Origin of the sequence: Thalassospira australica (genome assembly GCF_000763295.1) — a bacterium.
In the GTDB taxonomy this organism is placed as follows: domain Bacteria; phylum Pseudomonadota; class Alphaproteobacteria; order Rhodospirillales; family Thalassospiraceae; genus Thalassospira; species Thalassospira australica.
In genome coordinates this window covers 313,961-330,663 of sequence record NZ_JRJE01000004.1, presented here as the reverse complement: position 1 = coordinate 330,663, position 16,703 = coordinate 313,961, and the positions used below count along the sequence as shown (strand labels likewise).

Genomic DNA, 16,703 nt, shown 5'->3' with positions numbered 1-16,703 from the left:
ATAGACAGTGGCAAAAGCTTCGATGCGGATAACTGGATGATAGGCGGGATCGTAAATTTTGACCAAGGCACCGGAAAAGAAGCTTCCGGCCAGTTCCATGTCCGTATCGCGCAAGGGAGAAACTTCAATACAAAAGGGGGCGTCGCGTGTCAGGCGCGGGGCATTGAAAATGCTTTCGGGCTGATCGCTGCCGCCAATTGCCGATGCACAGGCACCGCGGATGGCGTCAAGCAGTTGGAATTGGGCATCGCTATCGGAAAGGCGGATGCGCCCCTGTTGATCACGGCCAACACCATTTTCCTGAGAAATGATGACTTCAGCAGACTCATTGGCGACCACAATATGTCCCTGTTGATTGACGACGAAAACGGGCACGGCATAGCGGTCAAGCACGGTTAACACGGCCCGGAAGCGTGCCTTTAATTGTGTAAAAATATTGGCAAGTTTTACCGCCTGCCCCATGAAGGGCAGATAGGCTGCAAAGCTCTGCTTTTCAGCAAGGCTGGCCTGAGGTCGACCGACGGCAAACTGCAGGGCGAATGTGTTGAACCAGCTTCGGTCCTCGTTGATGCGCGCTACTATCCGATGGTCAATACCCATCATTTCACGCAGACCGATAAAATCCGGCCGATTGCGCAGGTTCGGTTCATTGGGCCACAGGTCATTTTCTGTCAGGATGGAAAAGCGTTCGCTGTCGCGGATGACGGGAATGCCGTCTGCTTCATATTGGGCAAACTTGGTGTTGTAGGCGTGCTGAACTTCCGCCGTCATCACGCTACTGGACCAAACAGCCTGAAAATTACTGTCTCCGGCCATATTCACGCTAATGACGGCACCGGAACGCGCCCCGCAGTTCACGGCAACCTTTTCAAGTAAAGGCGTCCAGCGGTGTTCGTCGATTGCCGCATCAAACAGTTCAGACGCCAATTGACAGTCAAACGTCATCCTTCTTTCCCTATTTCTGGGTAGATCATGATTGTATCATATATGTACCGAAGGGTGGTTTTTCGATGAAGTTTGACTTGTTCGTGTTTTTGACAAGGCGCTTGGGAAAACTAGAAGTATCACCGATCGTCAGGTAATTTTCTAATTTCCTAAAACAAAAGCCCCGATCAGTAGACCGGGGCTTTTGCAGTAATGTGTTGCGATGTATCGAAGCAGCGCAAAAAAGGTAGATCAGATTTCCGGGAACCAGGCCCCCAGAACGCCGAACTCTTCGAGTTTGGCGACAATGATTTCGGCGGCTTGTTCTGCACTCTGATCGGCGGTGCTGACCACGATCTCGGCATTTTCGGGCCGTTCATAGGGACTGTCGATCCCGGTGAAGTTGGCGATTTCACCCGCACGGGCCTTTTTATAAAGGCCCTTTACATCGCGCTGTTCGCAAACTTCAAGCGGGGTGTCGATAAACACCTCGATAAACTCGCCTTCCTCGACAAGGCTGCGTGCGAGTTGGCGTTCGCTTTTAAACGGCGAGATGAAGGACACCAGCGTGATCACGCCTGCATCGACAAACAGCTTGGCGGTTTCCCCAACGCGGCGAATGTTTTCCACCCGGTCCGCATCGGTAAAGCCAAGATCCTTGTTAAGCCCATGACGCACATTATCACCATCCAAGGTGTAGGTGTGCTTGCCCATGGCATGGAGTTTTTTCTCAACCAGGTTGGCGACGGTCGATTTACCCGCCCCGGACAGGCCGGTGAACCATAGAATGGCCGATTTCTGGCCCTTCTGATAGGCGCGCGCACCCTTGTTGATGTCCATTTCCTGCCATTTGATGTTGGTCGCACGGCGCAGGGAATGGTTGACCATGCCCGCTCCAACAGTGGCGTTGGTATAGCGGTCAATGATGATAAAGCGGCCCGAATGACGGTTTTCGTCATAGGGATCAAAGGCCAAAGCCTTGTCGGCGGAAATATTGGCAATGCCGACTTCGTTGAGCTCAAGCGTCTTGCCCGCCACATGTTCAAGCGTATTCACATTGACCTTGTATTTAAGGTCGCTGATCTGCGCGTTGGCAACCTGTGTGCCCATCTTGATCAGATAGGGGCGACCGGGCAGAAGATGATCTTCATGCATCCAGATGATGCGGGCTTCGAACTGATCGGCGAAATCCGGTTTGGCTTTTGCCTCTGCCAGAACGTCCCCCCGTGAAATGTCGATTTCATCTTCAAGGGTGAGCGTGATCGCCTGGCCCGCAATGGCTTCTTCAAGGTTGCCGTCAAAGGTGACGATGTCCTTGACCTTGCTGGTCTGGCCTGATGCGGTAACGACGATTTCGTCACCCGGTTTGACGCGGCCCGACGAAATGGTGCCGGAAAAGCCCCGGAAATCAAGGTTGGGGCGGTTGACCCACTGCACCGGAAGGCGGAACGGCTTTTCAATCGCGTCCTGTTCGACCTGCACATCTTCAAGATGGGCGAGAAGTGTTGGGCCGGAATACCAGGGCGTATTCGCACTGGGCGCGATCATGTTATCGCCACGAAGCGCTGAAAGCGGGATCGCGGTGATCGAGCTGTAATTCAGTTGGGATGCGAATTCGTGATATTCGGCAACGATCTGATCGAATTTCGACTGGTCATAGTCGATCAGATCCATCTTGTTGACCGCCAGCACCACATGCTTGATGCCGAGCAACGAGGTAATAAAGCTATGACGGCGGGTCTGGGTCAGGATGCCTTTACGCGCGTCAATCAGGATTACGGCAACATCGGCGGTCGAGGCGCCGGTGGCCATGTTGCGCGTATATTGTTCGTGGCCAGGCGTATCGGCGACGATGAATTTGCGCTTGTCGGTCGAGAAGAAGCGATAGGCAACATCAATGGTGATGCCTTGTTCGCGTTCGGCCTGCAGACCATCCAGCAGCAGGGCAAAATCAATCTCCCCGCCTTGCGTGCCGACCTTGCGGCTGTCTGATTCAAGGGCGGCCAGCTGATCTTCGAAAATCAGTTTGGAATCCCAAAGCAGACGGCCAATCAGGGTCGATTTGCCATCATCGACACTGCCGCAGGTGATGAAGCGCAGAAGGCTTTTTTCTTCCTGAGCCTTGAGGTAACCAAGAATGTCTTCAGCAATCAGGTCAGATTTATGGGACATCAGAAATAGCCTTCCTGCTTCTTCTTCTCCATCGACCCGGCCTGGTCGTGGTCAATCATGCGGCCCTGACGTTCGCTTGAGCGGGTCAGAAGCATTTCCTGAATGATCTCGGGCAAGGTGGCGGCTTCAGACTCAACGGCCCCCGTAAGCGGATAGCAACCAAGAGTCCTGAAGCGGACCGATTTCATTTCCGGTGTTTCGCCGGGATTAAGCGGCATACGGTCGTCATCGACCATGATCAGCATACCGTCACGCTCAACCACTGGACGTTTGGCGGAATAATACAGCGGTACAATCGGGATCTGCTCAAGGTAGATATATTGCCAGATATCAAGCTCGGTCCAGTTGGAGATCGGGAAAGCACGGATGCTTTCACCCTTGTTGATCCGGGCGTTGTAGATATCCCACAATTCCGGGCGCTGGTTTTTCGGGTCCCAGCGGTGGGTTTCGGTGCGGAAGGAAAAGACGCGTTCCTTGGCGCGTGCCTTTTCTTCATCCCGACGTGCACCGCCAAAGGCTGCATCGAACTTGTATTTGTTCAGCGCCTGTTTAAGCGATTCCGTTTTCATCACATCGGTATGCAGGCTTGACCCATGGGTAAACGGGCCGATGCCCTGTTTTACGCCTTCTTCGTTGATGTGAACAATCAGATCAAAGCCGTACTCAGCCGCAACCCGGTCGCGAAATTCGATCATTTCGCGGAATTTCCAGGTGGTATCGACATGCATGAGCGGAAAGGGCGGCGGGGCAGGGTAAAACGCCTTGCGCGCCAGATGCAGCAAAACTGATGAATCCTTGCCGATGGAATAAAGCATCACCGGCCGTTCAAACGCTGCCGCCACCTCGCGGATGATGTGGATACTCTCTGCCTCAAGCTGGCGGAGATGGGTCAGATTGGGCTGCATTCTCTTTCCTGACGATCAATCAAACTGTGGCAATCAACACAAAAAAATGTGTTTATAATTGTATTTCACTTGTGTTTGATGGGTAATATGGATGGCCCCACAAAGCAAGTGTGATTTCTATTTTTACACAAAAAATTGCAGTCGAATTTATTTCCACATTTTTTATATGTTTAATTGGTTTGATCACAACGGGCAAGTCAAAGCGCCAAGGCATATGACTTGGTCGTCAAAGGGGCCGGTCATCTTGCGAACGCATGTCTGAGTTCGCCTGACTGCCATGCAGAATTGCTGCTTTTGTAAAATTTGTAACCGGGCCAAGCTGTCTGCGAACTCTTTTGCATGCCAGGTCAACAAGATAGGCAAAACAATGTTGCGGTTGCGTCAGGCCTCCAGCCTGTTTTTCTCCTCCATGTTTGCCGCAAGGCTCGCCGATCAGTTTCTTTTATTTGTTGTACCCCTTGTGGTGTATCAGACCACACAAAGTGTCTCGCTTTCGGGCATGGCTTATGCCGCTGAAACTTTGCCGCGTGTGTTGTTTTATCCGGTGTGCGGGGTTTTGGCGGATCGTTATTCCCCTTTGCGTCTGATGCAAATCAGCCAGATCGGCCGGGCGGTGGTGTGCGTGCTGGGATTGATCGGGTTCGCGCTGTTTGGCGGGCTTGGCTGGGTGGTTGGCATATCCGCACTTTGCGGGCTTTTGACCACACAGGGCTTCATGGCGCGCGAAGTGATGCTGCCGCAGATATTTGCAGAAGCGCGGTTTGAGAAAATCCAGTCGATCTCACAAAGTGTCAATCAAACCAGCATCGTTACGGGGCCGCTTCTGGCGGCGAGCCTCTTTGCCATAACTGATTGGCAGACCGTTGTTGTCGTGGCGGCGATCCTGTTTGTTCTCGCAGAGGTTGCCATGTTGATCTGGCGGCGGGGCAACAGGATTTCGATTGTGCCAAGCGATGACAATCCATCCTGGATCGTACCGGTAAAAACGGCGCTTTCCCATGTGGTGCATCTTCCGGGCTTGAAGCGCGTGATTGCCCTGACAGCAAGTGTAAACCTGATCTTTGGCGTCACACTTGCGACATCAGCCGCGATGGTGACGGGGCTTTATGCCCAAAGTGAAGAGCATTACGCACTGCTGCAAACCGTGGGTGCGGCTTTTACGATTGTCGTTCTGATGCTGGTTGGGGCAAGTCGCCTTTCGGTTGGCCGGATCGGGGTGATATCGTTTTTCGGTGTATTTGCGGGTGGGGTGGTGACCGCCATCAGTCCGGATTTCTGGCTCTATATGGTCGGCTTTTCTGTAGTTCTCGCGTTTGACGGGATGTTCAATATCTATATCCGCACCGTCCGGCAAAGAATCATACCGGCCAAGGATTACGGCAAAACAACTGGTGTGATCATATTGTTTAATAATATGACACAGCCCCTGTCGGGGCTTCTTGTCGGGCTAAGCAGTAGTCTGGCGCAGACCAGTTGGTTGACCCTCGTGCTCTGCTTCGTGATGGCGGCGGCGGGGATTTTGCTTTCCCTGCCACGTTTTCGGGTGCGGACCAGCTGATCGATCCCCGTCAGCATGAATTTCGCGATCGTGTGATTTAATGGGGCTGGCGTCTTTTGCGTAATTTTATTTCAAAATGACACATCAATAAAAAATAAACTTGATTTAGGTCAGTAATGCTTGCCAAATAACGGCAACAAAGCTGACCTAAAGAGAGTTGTCATGTCTGTTCAATGGAATGAATTGATCGCGCGGGATGCGTCTGCCTTGCGGGCTTCGGAAATTCGCGATTTGCTGAAGGTGGCGGAGCGCCCGGACGTCATATCCTTTGCCGGTGGGGTGCCCGATCCTGATCTGTTTCCGGTTGATGCCTTTCGCGATATCTATGGCGGGATGATGGCGTGCGACGCACAGGCGCGCCGCAGTCTGCAATACTCGGTCAGCGAAGGCCTGCCGGCCTTACGTCAGTGGATTGTTGATGATTTGGCCGATCAGGGCGCGATGCGCGATATCGACAACATCCTGATCACCAATGGCGCGCAGCAGGGGCTTGATATCCTTGCCCGCCTGTTGCTGGAAGAAGGGCGCAATCTGATCGTTGAAAAGCCAAGCTATCTTGGTGCGATGCAGGCCTTCTCGACCCGCTTGCCAAACTATGTCGGTGTTGATGCCGAGGACGAAGGCCCGGTCTTAAGCCAGCTTGAGGACGCGTTTGCCAAGGGTGCGCGTGTGGCGTATGTCGCCCCTGATTTTCAGAACCCCACCGGTCGATCCTGGTCGATTGCGCGGCGCAAGGCCGTGCTGGAGCTGGCGCGCCGTTATGGTGCGGTGCTGCTTGAGGACGCGGCATACAGCAAGCTTTCCTATAACGGGGCTGAAAGCCTGCCATCGCTGCTGAGCCTTGATGCAGAAGGTGCCGATCCGGCAATGGGCAATGTTATTCAGTTGGGCACATTTTCCAAAACACTCGCCCCGGCCCTGCGTATCGGTTGGGTTTGTGCACCACGGCCTGTGATCGACAAGCTGGTTCTGATGATGCAGGCCGGTAACCTGCATGTTTCGACAGTCAATCAGGAAGCCGCCCTGCACGCCGCCCGAAAACTGTTTCCGGGGCATTTGGAAAAGCTGCGTGTATCCTATCGCGCCAAACGTGATGTGATGTTGCAAACCCTGACCGATATGATGCCAGACGGCGTGTCATGGACACGGCCCGAAGGCGGCATGTTTGTCTGGTTGACCCTGCCTGCCCATATTGATGCCCGCCAATTACTGGAAGAGGCGCTTGAAGACGTTAAGGTTGCCTTTGTGCCCGGTCAGGCCTTCTTTACCGATGGCAGTGGTGCGAATACCGCACGACTGAGCTTCTCAACCGAGAAAGTCGACCGGATCAAAGACGGTATTACCCGTCTGGCCGATCTGATACGGCGCAAGGACAATCAGTAAATCGGTCCTGATATCCGAATGTGTTTAATTTCAGGGGTTTTGCGGCAGACATAACTTTTCCAACGCCAGCGAACTTTGGGTTTGCTGGCGCTCCTTATGGCGCAGGACAACAAACTTGCGCGGGGGAATGGCGAAGTTTGCGCGTGCCAAGCGGCCCTCGGCGATCAGCGAGCTTACCGCGAACTGTGAGACGGCGGTGGCGGCGGTGCCGCTTTCAACTGCGGTAATTACGGCTTCATTGCTTGGCAGGACAAGGGCGGTTCGAAGCCGTGCGGGATCAACGCCCTGATCGCGCAGGGCGCTTTCAAATTCGGACCGCGTGCCCGAACCGGCTTCGCGCAGGATCCAGGTGGTTTGTGTGATCAGGGCGTTGGGCTTGATCGGTTTGCCATCAGCCCACGGGTGTTTGGGGCCGACCACAATCACCAATGCGTCTTCGGCGACCTCGCGCTTGGCAAGTGTTGGTTCATCAATATCGCCTTCAATAAAGCCGATGTCCGCAGCCCCGCCGCGCACTGCGTCCGAGACGGTTTTGGTGTTGCCAATCGATAGATGAATTTCAACCCCGGGATACTGGTCGTGGAATTTCATTAAAAACGGCGGCAGCCAATAGCTGGCAATCGTCTGGCTGGCATAAACGTTCAAATCGCCGCGCTGCATACCGCCGAGTTCGGCCAAGGTTAATTCAGCCGCCCGTGCGCGTGACAAGGTGGCTTTGGCTTCATCGAGAAACAGCCGCCCGGTCTGGGTCAGCTCAATCCGCCGACCCACCCGGTTAAACAGGGCCACGCCATAAAAACCTTCGAGATTCTTGATTGCCGAGCTGACCGCAGACGGGGTCAGGCCAATGGCCTCGGCTGCGCGGGTCAGATGTTCGCGTTCGGCAACCGCGACAAATATCTGAAGCTGTTCGAGTGTCATCATGGCGTTGGTATCTTCCGCTCTGTCTCGGCGTCTTTCCCGCGCAGGCGGCAAACTTTTAAACTTGGGGCTCCAGGTTCCGGCTCGTCACGCATCAAGCTTTAATCATTCGATTTGATCGAATGAAATATGAGTTTTTATTCGATGGAAGTAAATGGTTGGGTGTGAGATTTTCCGGTCGTGATCAAAACACAGGAAAATCATGTTTTTTAACGCCCGCCTCAAACCAATCCTGCCCGGGCTTGCCGTGACCCTTTTGGTCGCCCTTGCTGCCAAGCTGGCCGAGCATGCCGAACGCGTGTTCTTCGGGCGTGGCTGGGTGGAAAGTCTGGTTTTTGCCATTTTGATCGGGGTGGTGGTGCGGTCCGTGTTTGGTTTGGCCCCACGTTATGTTGCCGGGGTGCGGTTCTGTGCCAAAACCGTGCTTGAGATCGCCATTGTATTGCTTGGGGCGTCAATCAGTGTGCAGGCGCTTGGCAGTGCGGGCGGTGGTTTGATTGCAGCCATTATTACCGTGGTCAGCATCAGCCTGTTTGTCAGCTATCACATCGGCCGTGCGTTGGGATTGTCAAATCATCTGTCGATGTTGGTGGCATGCGGCAATTCGATCTGTGGCAATTCGGCGATTGCGGCGACCGCTCCGGTGATTGAAGCCAAATCTGATGATGTGGCGGCCTCGATCTCCTTTACCGCGGTTTTGGGCGTGTTGTTTGTCTTTGTCCTGCCGATGCTCCATGCCGGATTGGGATTATCGGCAACCCAATATGGCATTTTTTCCGGTCTTACCGTCTATGCCGTGCCGCAGGTCTTGGCGGCAACCGCACCGGCCGGCACCCTTGCGGTTCAGGTCGGAACGCTGGTCAAGCTGATCCGGGTTTTGATGTTGGGGCCGGTGATATTTACCCTTGCCCTGATCGGTGGGCGTGCACGTGAAACCAAGCTTCCCATCGCGCAGGTCGTGCCGTGGTTCATCATTGGTTTTATTGTGATGATGGTCGCCTGCTCGTTTGAACTGGTCCCCGATATGGCCCGCGCGCCGATGAAAACCACGGCGTCGTTCTTAACCATCCTTGCCATGGCGGCCTTGGGGCTGAGCGTTGATATTCGCAAAATCCTGCATGTTGGCGGGCGGGTTGTGATCGCGGCACTTTTGTCGTTGATATTCTTATGTGCTGCAAGCGGCGCGGTTCTGGTTGTTCTGGGATCCTGACGCAGGAGCCTGTGACGATTTAAGTTTGCAGGAACTAGAGACTCGATCTAATCGCCCGGTTGATTGTTTTTCCTGTATTCACCGCCTGATAGGTTGGAAACGGCGTGCGCTGTGACACATCAATTTCACGCCGAAGCCACTCGCGTTCTTCGAGCATCCCCAGTGACTTTGAAAGTGCACGATCGGTAATCGCACCCAGACCGGACCTGATGGCGGAAAATCGGCAGGGGGCCTCCGTCAATGCCAGGATCGGCACAGGCCAGCTTCGCTTCAAAATATCAAACTCGTCTTCGTCCGGTGCCGCTTCCAGGATGCGGTAGGCCATGGCGGCAATCACCTTGCCTTGCACTGTTAGGCGGAATTCCGGCCGGAGTGGGTGGCCGTGGCCCGGGTTTCTCTCAAGCAATCCCAGTTGGATCAGGTGCGCGAGACTTGCGGCAAAGGCACTGCGCGACGCCGTGGTTGCTGCGACCAACGGCGCCTGCCGTCCCGGAACGCCGGAATGCATCAGCGCCAGAATTTTCAAGGACCAAGCTTTCGATGTGAGCTTGACAAGCAACGGGATATCCATAAATTATATTTACTATATTTTTAATACAAAGGGAAGTGTCATGTCTGTCGTTTCTTTGGAGAACACCATCACTCTCGCCCTGTCTGTGCGGGACCGCCATGCCAGTGCGGATTGGTATGAAAAGAACCTTGGCTTTCAGCTGCTAATGCATATTGACGAAGCCGGTTGGAGTGAAATGCAGACGAAAACGGAAGGTGTCACCCTTGGGCTGGGAGAGCAGATGGAACCGTCTCCGGGCAACTTGGTGCCGGTGTTTGGCGTTGCGGATATTGCGTCGGCCCGGGCAGCCCTTGAAAAGGAAAACGTGAAATTTGATGGCGAGACCGAAACCATCGAAGGCATGGTCAGTACCGCTACATTCTATGACCCGGATGGCAATGCGCTCATGCTCGCACAGGATCTGACAAAACAATAATTTTGGCCCGGACTGAAGGCGTTGGAAGAACCCACCTGTTTTCCCGATAATCCGCAAGGATTTGTCGTTCTGATAGACGCAAAAAAGCCCGCCGCCAGACTAAATGTGGCAGCGGGCAGGGAGGAAAGAAGCGCCGCGTCGTTTGGTGCGACAGCCTCTTTGGCAGTTCAGGCGTGTTTCGACACCCTGGGGGAGAATGTCAAAGCCGAAACGCCGGGGTGGATTCAGTTCATGCGGATCAGTCGGCTATGGGGGCCTTTTCCTCATATTCCTTCAGCGCGTTCCATTCATCGTCGCTAAAGATGCGTGATCGGGTGAGGAAGCGTTTGCCTTCCGGGCCTTCAAGCGAAAACATACCCCCACGCCCATCGACCACATCAATGATCAATTGCGTGTGGCGCCAATATTCGAACTGCGCGCGCCCGATATAAAACGGGCTGCCTTCGATATGGCCGAGTAACACATCCTGATCGCCGGTTTTGAATTCCCCTTCGGGAAAGCACATCGGCGCGCTGCCATCACAGCAGCCGCCAGATTGATGAAACATCACCGGGCCGTGGATATTTTTAAGCTTTCCGATCAGGGCAATGGCATTATCGGTTGCCGTGACCCGGTTGGGAATGCCGTCGGTTTCATCTGAGCCGGTCATTGTCACCTCCGTCTTCGGGAAGGATGGCCGGGCAGGCCGTTATGAAGCCCGCCCGGTTCGGTGATGTCACGATCAGAAGAAGCCCATCGGTTTCGGGTCATAGGAAACCAGAAGGTTCTTGGTCTGCTGATAATGGTTCAGCATCATCTTGTGGTTTTCACGCCCGATGCCTGACTGCTTGTACCCGCCAAAGGCCGCATGGGCCGGATAGAGGTGATAGCAGTTGGTCCAGACACGACCGGCCTTGATTTCCCGGCCAAAGCGATAGGCGCGGTTGCCATTACGCGTCCACACGCCGGCGCCAAGGCCATAAAGCGTGTCATTGGCAAGGCTGAGTGCCTCGGCATCATCCTTGAACGTGGTGGCGGAAACCACCGGGCCAAAGATTTCCTCCTGGAAAATCCGCATGCGGTTATGGCCCTTGAAGATGGTCGGCTGGATATAGAAACCATCCGACAGGTCTTCGCCCAGATCGGCCTTGTCGCCGCCACACAGAACTTCGGCACCTTCCTGTTTGCCGATATCCAGATAGGACATGATTTTTTCCATCTGCTCGTTTGATGCCTGCGCACCCATCATGGTGTCGGTATCAAGCGGGTTGCCCAGTTTGATGTTGGCAACACGCGACAGGACGTTATCCATGAACTTGTCATAGATGTTTTCCTGAATAAGCGCGCGCGACGGGCAGGTGCAGACTTCGCCCTGATTAAGGGCAAACATGGCCAGGCCTTCGGCTGCTTTTTGGCGGAAATCATCATCGGCTGCCATCACATCGTCAAAGAAGATGTTTGGCGATTTGCCGCCCAGCTCAAGGGTGACGGGAATGATGTTTTCCGAAGCATATTGCATGATCAGGCGGCCGGTGGTGGTTTCGCCGGTAAAGGCGACCTTGGCCACACGGTTGCTTTGCGCCAGCGGCTTGCCTGCTTCAACGCCAAAGCCCTGCACAACGTTCAAGACGCCTGCCGGGATCAGATCAGAAATCAGTTCCAGCAAGACACAGATCGATGCCGGAGTCTGTTCTGCCGGTTTCAGGACGACGCAATTGCCTGTTGCCAGTGCCGGGGCCAGTTTCCAGACCGCCATCAGGATCGGGAAGTTCCACGGAATGATCTGCCCGACGACGCCAAGCGGTTCGTGGAAATGATAGGCAACCGTATTGTCATCAAGTTCGCCAAGGGATCCTTCCTGTGCGCGGATGGCACCGGCGAAATAGCGGAAATGGTCAATGGCGAGCGGAATGTCGGCCGCAAGGGTTTCACGCACCGCCTTGCCATTGTCCCAGGTTTCGGCAACGGCCAGCATTTCAAGATTGGCTTCCATGCGATCGGCAATCTTGTTGAGCATGTTGGCGCGTTCTGTCGGCGATGTTTTGCCCCAGGCCGGGAAGGCGGCATGGGCGGCATCCAGTGCCTTTTCGATGTCTTCGCTGGTGGAGCGCGGCATTTCACAGAATGGTTTGCCATTCACCGGCGAGACATTCTCAAAATACTGTCCCTTGGTCGGGGCGACCCATTCGCCGCCAATGAAGTTCTCATAGCGGCCCTTAAAGCTTGCCGGGCTGCCAGCGTCATTTGGATTCTTGTAGATCATATTCGTTCCTCCGAGATCCACAGGCGATTTGTTCGCCCGTTTATTGATTGTGACGCCGTACTACCCGCAAAGCGCATGCCACTCTGTGCCCGGCGTGCCAGTTCGGTCTGAAGGTGTTGTTTTACAGGTGGTTGGGGTGTTTTGGGTGCTGCATGTTGTTGTGTCACTGTCCTGTCGAATGTGGTGCGGTTGGCGCAATTTGTTCCAAAAATGGAACACTGGCGATTGTGCTGTGAATTTGCCGTGAAACTGTTTGGTGTGGCAGGGGGCTGATGTGTTAGGATTTCGGCCGTGATCGGATGTGGCAAAAGCCACGCGCTGGAATTTTCCGGATCAAAACGCCGACACAAGGGAGATAACGTCTATGTCAGGAAACCTTCCCGGCGGACGGATAGAGGCCGCCCTGCAGCTAAGCGGCGGGGCGCAAAATCGTGCGGTGCTTGAAAGCTGGCAACGGTGTGAAGAACGCTTTGGTCTGGCACATGATACCTTGCGCCGCCCCGAAGTGATGCCCGAAAGCCAGACCCGTCAGCTGCGCGACCGTAACGGGCGGCTTTATCATCATGCCCATGATCTGGTGCGCACCCTTTATCGCAAGATTGATGCTTCGGGCTATGCGGTGTTTTTGACCGATAATAGCGGTGTGATTCTTGACAGTGTCGCGGCCCAGTCGCTTTTGCCGTCGTTTCGCACCAACGGCCTTTTGCCCGGTGCGGTCTGGAGCGAGGAGCGCGAAGGCACCAATGGTATCGGCACCTGTATTGTCGAAGGGCGCGCAATTACCATCCACAAGGACGAACATTTTCTGGCCCAGCATTCGGTTCTGACCTGCACGGCCGCCCCGGTGTTTGATCCGGACGGCAAGGTGTGTTCGGTGCTGGATGTATCGGCGGTGCGTGATGACATCAAACGTACCGATTGCCTGCGTGTGCGCGGCATGGTGGCCGATTATGCCGATGCGCTTGAACGTATTTTGTTTTTTGACGAACGGGCAGGCGATGTGATCTTGCATCTGCATCCCGAAGCCGCCCATGTCGGCACCATCCGCGATGCCATGATTTCGATTGCGCCCGATGGCACGATCAGCGGGGCGACCTCGACAGCACGGCGCATTCTTGCCGCAGCAAACAATTCCACCGACATCGGCGAGATGTTCGAGATGGATATTGAACAGCTGCTCGCAAGATTTGCAAACGCCGAGGGGGCTGCTAAAGGTGCAGGGGCAGGCCCATCAGCCACGGCGCTGAATATTGCCGGCGGCGGGGTCTTGTTTGGCAGTCTTACGGTGCCCGAACGGATGCGCCGTCGCTATGTCGGGCGATCGACACCGGTCACGACAAGGGCAAGGATGCCAGCCAGGCCGGTTGCCAGTATCCCGGATCGGGACGCGGCCGTGCGTCGGATTTTTGACATCGGCACCCGCCTTCATGATCGCGACATCAATGTTCTGATGTCGGGGGAAACCGGCAGCGGCAAGGAATATCTTGCACGTCATATCCATGAAGCAACACTTGGCAAATCCAAGACATTTGTTGCGATCAATTGTGCAGCCCTGCCCGAAGGGTTGATTGAAAACGAGCTGTTTGGTCATGCTGGCGGTGCCTTTACCGGGGCGGCGCGTGACGGGTTTGGCGGACGCATTCGCGAGGCCAATGGCGGGACGCTGTTTTTGGACGAAATTGGCGATATGCCCCTTGCCGCCCAAGGACGCCTGTTGCGGGTTCTTGAAAGCCGCACGGTGGAGCCGCTTGGCAGTACAAAGTCAGTCCCGGTTGATTTCCGTCTGATCTGTGCCAGCAATGTTGATCTGAATGCGGCGGTGGCCGAGGGCAAATTCCGGGAAGATTTGCTTTATCGGATCAAGGGGGCGCGTCTTGCCGTGCCGCCCTTGCGCGAACGCAGTGATCTTGTGGATTTGATCGGGCGGCTTCTTGCGGTGCTGTCTGATGACTATGTCGAATGTCAGGATGATGTATTGGCACTGCTGACCCGTCACAATTGGCCGGGCAATGTGCGCGAACTGATCAATGTTTTGCAATACGCCTGCGTCTTTGCCGAAGATGGTGTGATAAAGCGCGATCATTTGCCCGATGATTTCCATGTGATGACCAATGATAATGCGTCATCACCGCGTCAGGTGGTTGCACATGCAGAAGGGGCAGCCTTGCGCCAGGTTCTTGACGACCATCACTGGCACATCAGCAATACGGCCAAGGCCCTTGGTATCGGGCGCAATACGCTGTATCGCCGAATGGCGCGTCTGGGGATCGAAAGACGCTGATTTTTGCTGTTTTGACGTCTTTGATCCTTTCCATCCTCCGTTTCACAGATTTGCACTGTTAGCCCGGATTTTTGTGGCGCAGATTTTCGAATGTTTTCATTGTCGCGCGCACCGTTATTGTTTTAAGTAACGGCAGGGCTTTACAGGATATTTTTATGTGTGGAATTGCCGGTTTATGGCTTTCGGGGCAGGGTGACGCAACGGGATTGGGCGATCGTGTATCGCGCATGAACAATGCGCTGCATCACCGTGGTCCGGATGGCGGTGATGTTTGGGTCGATACGCAAAGCGGATTGGCCCTTGGTCAACGCCGACTGGCGATCATTGATCTGTCTGATGCGGGCAAGCAGCCCATGCATTCGGCCAATGGTCGTTATGTCATGGTCTATAACGGCGAGATTTATAACGCGCCGGAACTGCGTGAAAAGCTTGCCCCGGCCAACATCACCTGGCGCGGCCATTCCGACACAGAAGTCATTCTTGAATGCATTGCCCATTGGGGGTTGCGCGATACGCTCAAACGCCTGATTGGCATGTTTGCCATTGCCCTTTGGGATCGAAAGAAGCAAACGCTTGTCCTTGTGCGCGACCGGTTGGGGATCAAGCCGCTGTATTGGTCACGCTATGACGGCAACATCGGTTTCGCGTCCGAGGTAAAGGGCCTTTTGGCCGGCGATGCGATTTCACGTGAAGTCAATCAAAGCGGACTTGATGCCTATTTGCGGTTTGGCTATGTGCCGTCGGGGCTTTCGATTTATGCCCATGCCAAAATGCTCAAGCCCGGTCATATTCTTGAAATTTCGTCGCATGATCAGGCCACCGAAACCGCCTATTGGTCGGTCGAAGATGCGGTGGTGAATGGTCAGACACACGCCTGGAGCGGGGATGACCAAAGTGCGATTGATGCACTTGAAGACCTGCTGCGCGATTCCGTCAAACGCCGCATGGTGGCCGATGTGCCACTGGGCGCGTTTCTGTCGGGCGGGATTGACTCATCAACCATCGTGGCCCTGATGCAATCGGTATCAGACCGGCCGGTGAAAACATTTTCGGTTGGGTTCGAGGACGAAGCCTTTAACGAGGCGGCCTTTGCCGGGGAAGTCGCCAAGCACCTCAAGACCGACCATACCGAACTTTATGTCACGCCCAAGGATGCGCTTGATCTGGTGCCCAAGCTTTCGGAAACCTATGACGAACCGTTTTTTGACAGCTCCGCCATTCCGACCTACCTGATTTCGGCCCTGACGCGCAAACATGTCACCGTGGCACTTTCGGGCGATGGCGGGGATGAAACGTTTGGGGGCTATACGCGGTATCTGTGGGCCAAAAACCTTAGCCGTGCGGCGGGGGGTATCCCGTTTGGCGCGTCGCTGGTGTCGCGTGGTTTGACCATGCTCTCCCCCGAACAGTGGGACTGGCTGGTTGGCCTGATACCGGGTAAAAATGCCACCAGCGCAATTGGTGATAAAATCCACAAGGCCGCACCGCTGATTGCGATCAAGGATGATATTGACCGGTATCATGCGTTGCTGTCGCTGTTTGATCCCGACAAGCTGCGCGGGGGGCATGCCGGCGATAAAAAGTTCCGCGTGCCGGGGGAAAAATTCTGTCGGAACCGTCACCTTGATTATGTGTCATCCATGCAGGCCATGGATACGATGATGTATATGGTTGATGATGTCCTGACCAAGGTCGATCGGGCGTCAATGGCCAATTCGCTTGAGGTGCGCGTCCCGTTTATTGACCATCGCGTGATCGAGTTTGGCTGGCGGATGCCCGCCCGGCTTAAAATGAACGGATCGGTGGGCAAATATGCGCTGCGTCAGATTTTGTATAAATATGTGCCGCGTGAACTGATTGACCGTCCGAAAACCGGATTTGGCGTGCCACTCGCACAATGGCTGCGTGGGCCGCTCAATGAATGGATGGGCGACCATCTGGCCAATGATGCGCTTTACATGGACTTTGGCCTGGACCGTGCCCAGATCGACAAGCTTCGTCGCGAACATATGTCGGGCAAGCGCAATTGGGGGCATCAGCTGTGGACGATTGCCATGCTGTCTGACTGGCAGAAGCGCTGGCTGGGCTGAAACAACGCCGCAGGCCGAACCGAACCCGCTT

13 protein-coding genes are annotated in these 16,703 nt (G+C 54.8%); 6 read left to right on the top strand and 7 right to left on the bottom strand.

Annotated features, from left to right (window positions below; genetic code table 11):
- From JF44_RS0104210 to cysD, 3 genes are all read right to left on the bottom strand, one after another.
- On the bottom strand, nucleotides 1–945 hold a 945-nt coding region (locus JF44_RS0104210; RefSeq protein WP_033067668.1), incomplete at its 3' end, for a hypothetical protein.
- 231 nt (nucleotides 946–1,176) lie between these two features.
- Nucleotides 1,177–3,096 (bottom strand): sulfate adenylyltransferase subunit CysN, encoded by a 1,920-nt coding sequence (gene cysN / locus JF44_RS0104205; RefSeq protein WP_033067667.1) that lies wholly within the window; start codon nucleotides 3,094–3,096, stop codon nucleotides 1,177–1,179.
- Nucleotides 3,096–3,989, bottom strand: a complete 894-nt coding sequence (gene cysD, locus JF44_RS0104200) for a sulfate adenylyltransferase subunit CysD (protein ID WP_238318368.1) — start codon at nucleotides 3,987–3,989, stop codon at nucleotides 3,096–3,098. The genes cysN and cysD overlap by 1 nt, the downstream gene beginning before the upstream one ends.
- A 379-nt stretch (nucleotides 3,990–4,368) precedes the next feature.
- On the opposite strand from cysD, the gene JF44_RS0104195 reads away from it, so the two are divergent.
- Together JF44_RS0104195 and JF44_RS0104190 are read left to right on the top strand one after the other, a co-directional pair.
- Nucleotides 4,369–5,559 carry an MFS transporter gene (locus JF44_RS0104195; protein ID WP_033067665.1) on the top strand — a complete coding sequence of 397 codons (1,191 nt, stop codon included), beginning with the start codon at nucleotides 4,369–4,371 and terminating at the stop codon, nucleotides 5,557–5,559.
- Nucleotides 5,560–5,721: 162 nt separating this feature from the next.
- Entirely contained in the window at nucleotides 5,722–6,942 is a 1,221-nt protein-coding gene (locus JF44_RS0104190; protein WP_052065430.1) for an aminotransferase-like domain-containing protein, read from the top strand.
- A 30-nt stretch (nucleotides 6,943–6,972) separates the two neighbouring features.
- Here JF44_RS0104190 and JF44_RS0104185 read toward each other — a convergent pair whose 3' ends face one another.
- Entirely contained in the window at nucleotides 6,973–7,866 is an 894-nt protein-coding gene (locus JF44_RS0104185) for a LysR family transcriptional regulator (protein ID WP_337587901.1), read from the bottom strand.
- Nucleotides 7,867–8,065: 199 nt separating this feature from the next.
- Here JF44_RS0104185 and JF44_RS0104180 point away from each other — a divergent pair, with 199 nt between their 5' ends.
- Nucleotides 8,066–9,073, top strand: coding sequence for a YeiH family protein (locus JF44_RS0104180; protein WP_033067664.1), 1,008 nt, complete (start codon nucleotides 8,066–8,068; stop codon nucleotides 9,071–9,073).
- A 34-nt stretch (nucleotides 9,074–9,107) separates the two neighbouring features.
- Here JF44_RS0104180 and JF44_RS0104175 read toward each other — a convergent pair whose 3' ends face one another.
- On the bottom strand, nucleotides 9,108–9,632 hold the full coding sequence (locus JF44_RS0104175; protein WP_202901477.1) for a winged helix-turn-helix transcriptional regulator: 525 nt from the start codon (nucleotides 9,630–9,632) through the stop codon (nucleotides 9,108–9,110).
- Nucleotides 9,633–9,684: 52 nt separating this feature from the next.
- Here JF44_RS0104175 and JF44_RS0104170 point away from each other — a divergent pair, with 52 nt between their 5' ends.
- Entirely contained in the window at nucleotides 9,685–10,059 is a 375-nt protein-coding gene (locus tag JF44_RS0104170) for a VOC family protein (RefSeq protein WP_033067662.1), read from the top strand.
- Nucleotides 10,060–10,297: 238 nt separating this feature from the next.
- Here the strand turns inward: JF44_RS0104170 and JF44_RS0104165 are convergent, their stop codons facing one another.
- Both JF44_RS0104165 and exaC read right to left on the bottom strand, forming a co-directional pair.
- The gene (locus JF44_RS0104165; protein WP_052065429.1) at nucleotides 10,298–10,708 is read right to left on the bottom strand and encodes a DUF779 domain-containing protein; all 411 of its coding nucleotides are present in this window, start codon (nucleotides 10,706–10,708) and stop codon (nucleotides 10,298–10,300) included.
- 72 nt (nucleotides 10,709–10,780) lie between these two features.
- Nucleotides 10,781–12,301: an acetaldehyde dehydrogenase ExaC gene (gene exaC, locus JF44_RS0104160; RefSeq protein ID WP_033067661.1), complete on the bottom strand. Its 1,521-nt coding sequence runs from the start codon at nucleotides 12,299–12,301 to the stop codon at nucleotides 10,781–10,783.
- Nucleotides 12,302–12,665: 364 nt separating this feature from the next.
- Between exaC and JF44_RS0104155 the strand changes: the two genes are divergently transcribed.
- Nucleotides 12,666–14,582, top strand: coding sequence for a sigma-54-dependent Fis family transcriptional regulator (locus JF44_RS0104155; protein ID WP_033067660.1), 1,917 nt, complete (start codon nucleotides 12,666–12,668; stop codon nucleotides 14,580–14,582).
- 155 nt (nucleotides 14,583–14,737) lie between these two features.
- Nucleotides 14,738–16,672 carry an asparagine synthase (glutamine-hydrolyzing) gene (gene asnB, locus JF44_RS0104150; protein WP_033067659.1) on the top strand — a complete coding sequence of 645 codons (1,935 nt, stop codon included), beginning with the start codon at nucleotides 14,738–14,740 and terminating at the stop codon, nucleotides 16,670–16,672.
- Nucleotides 16,673–16,703 lie beyond the last annotated feature (31 nt).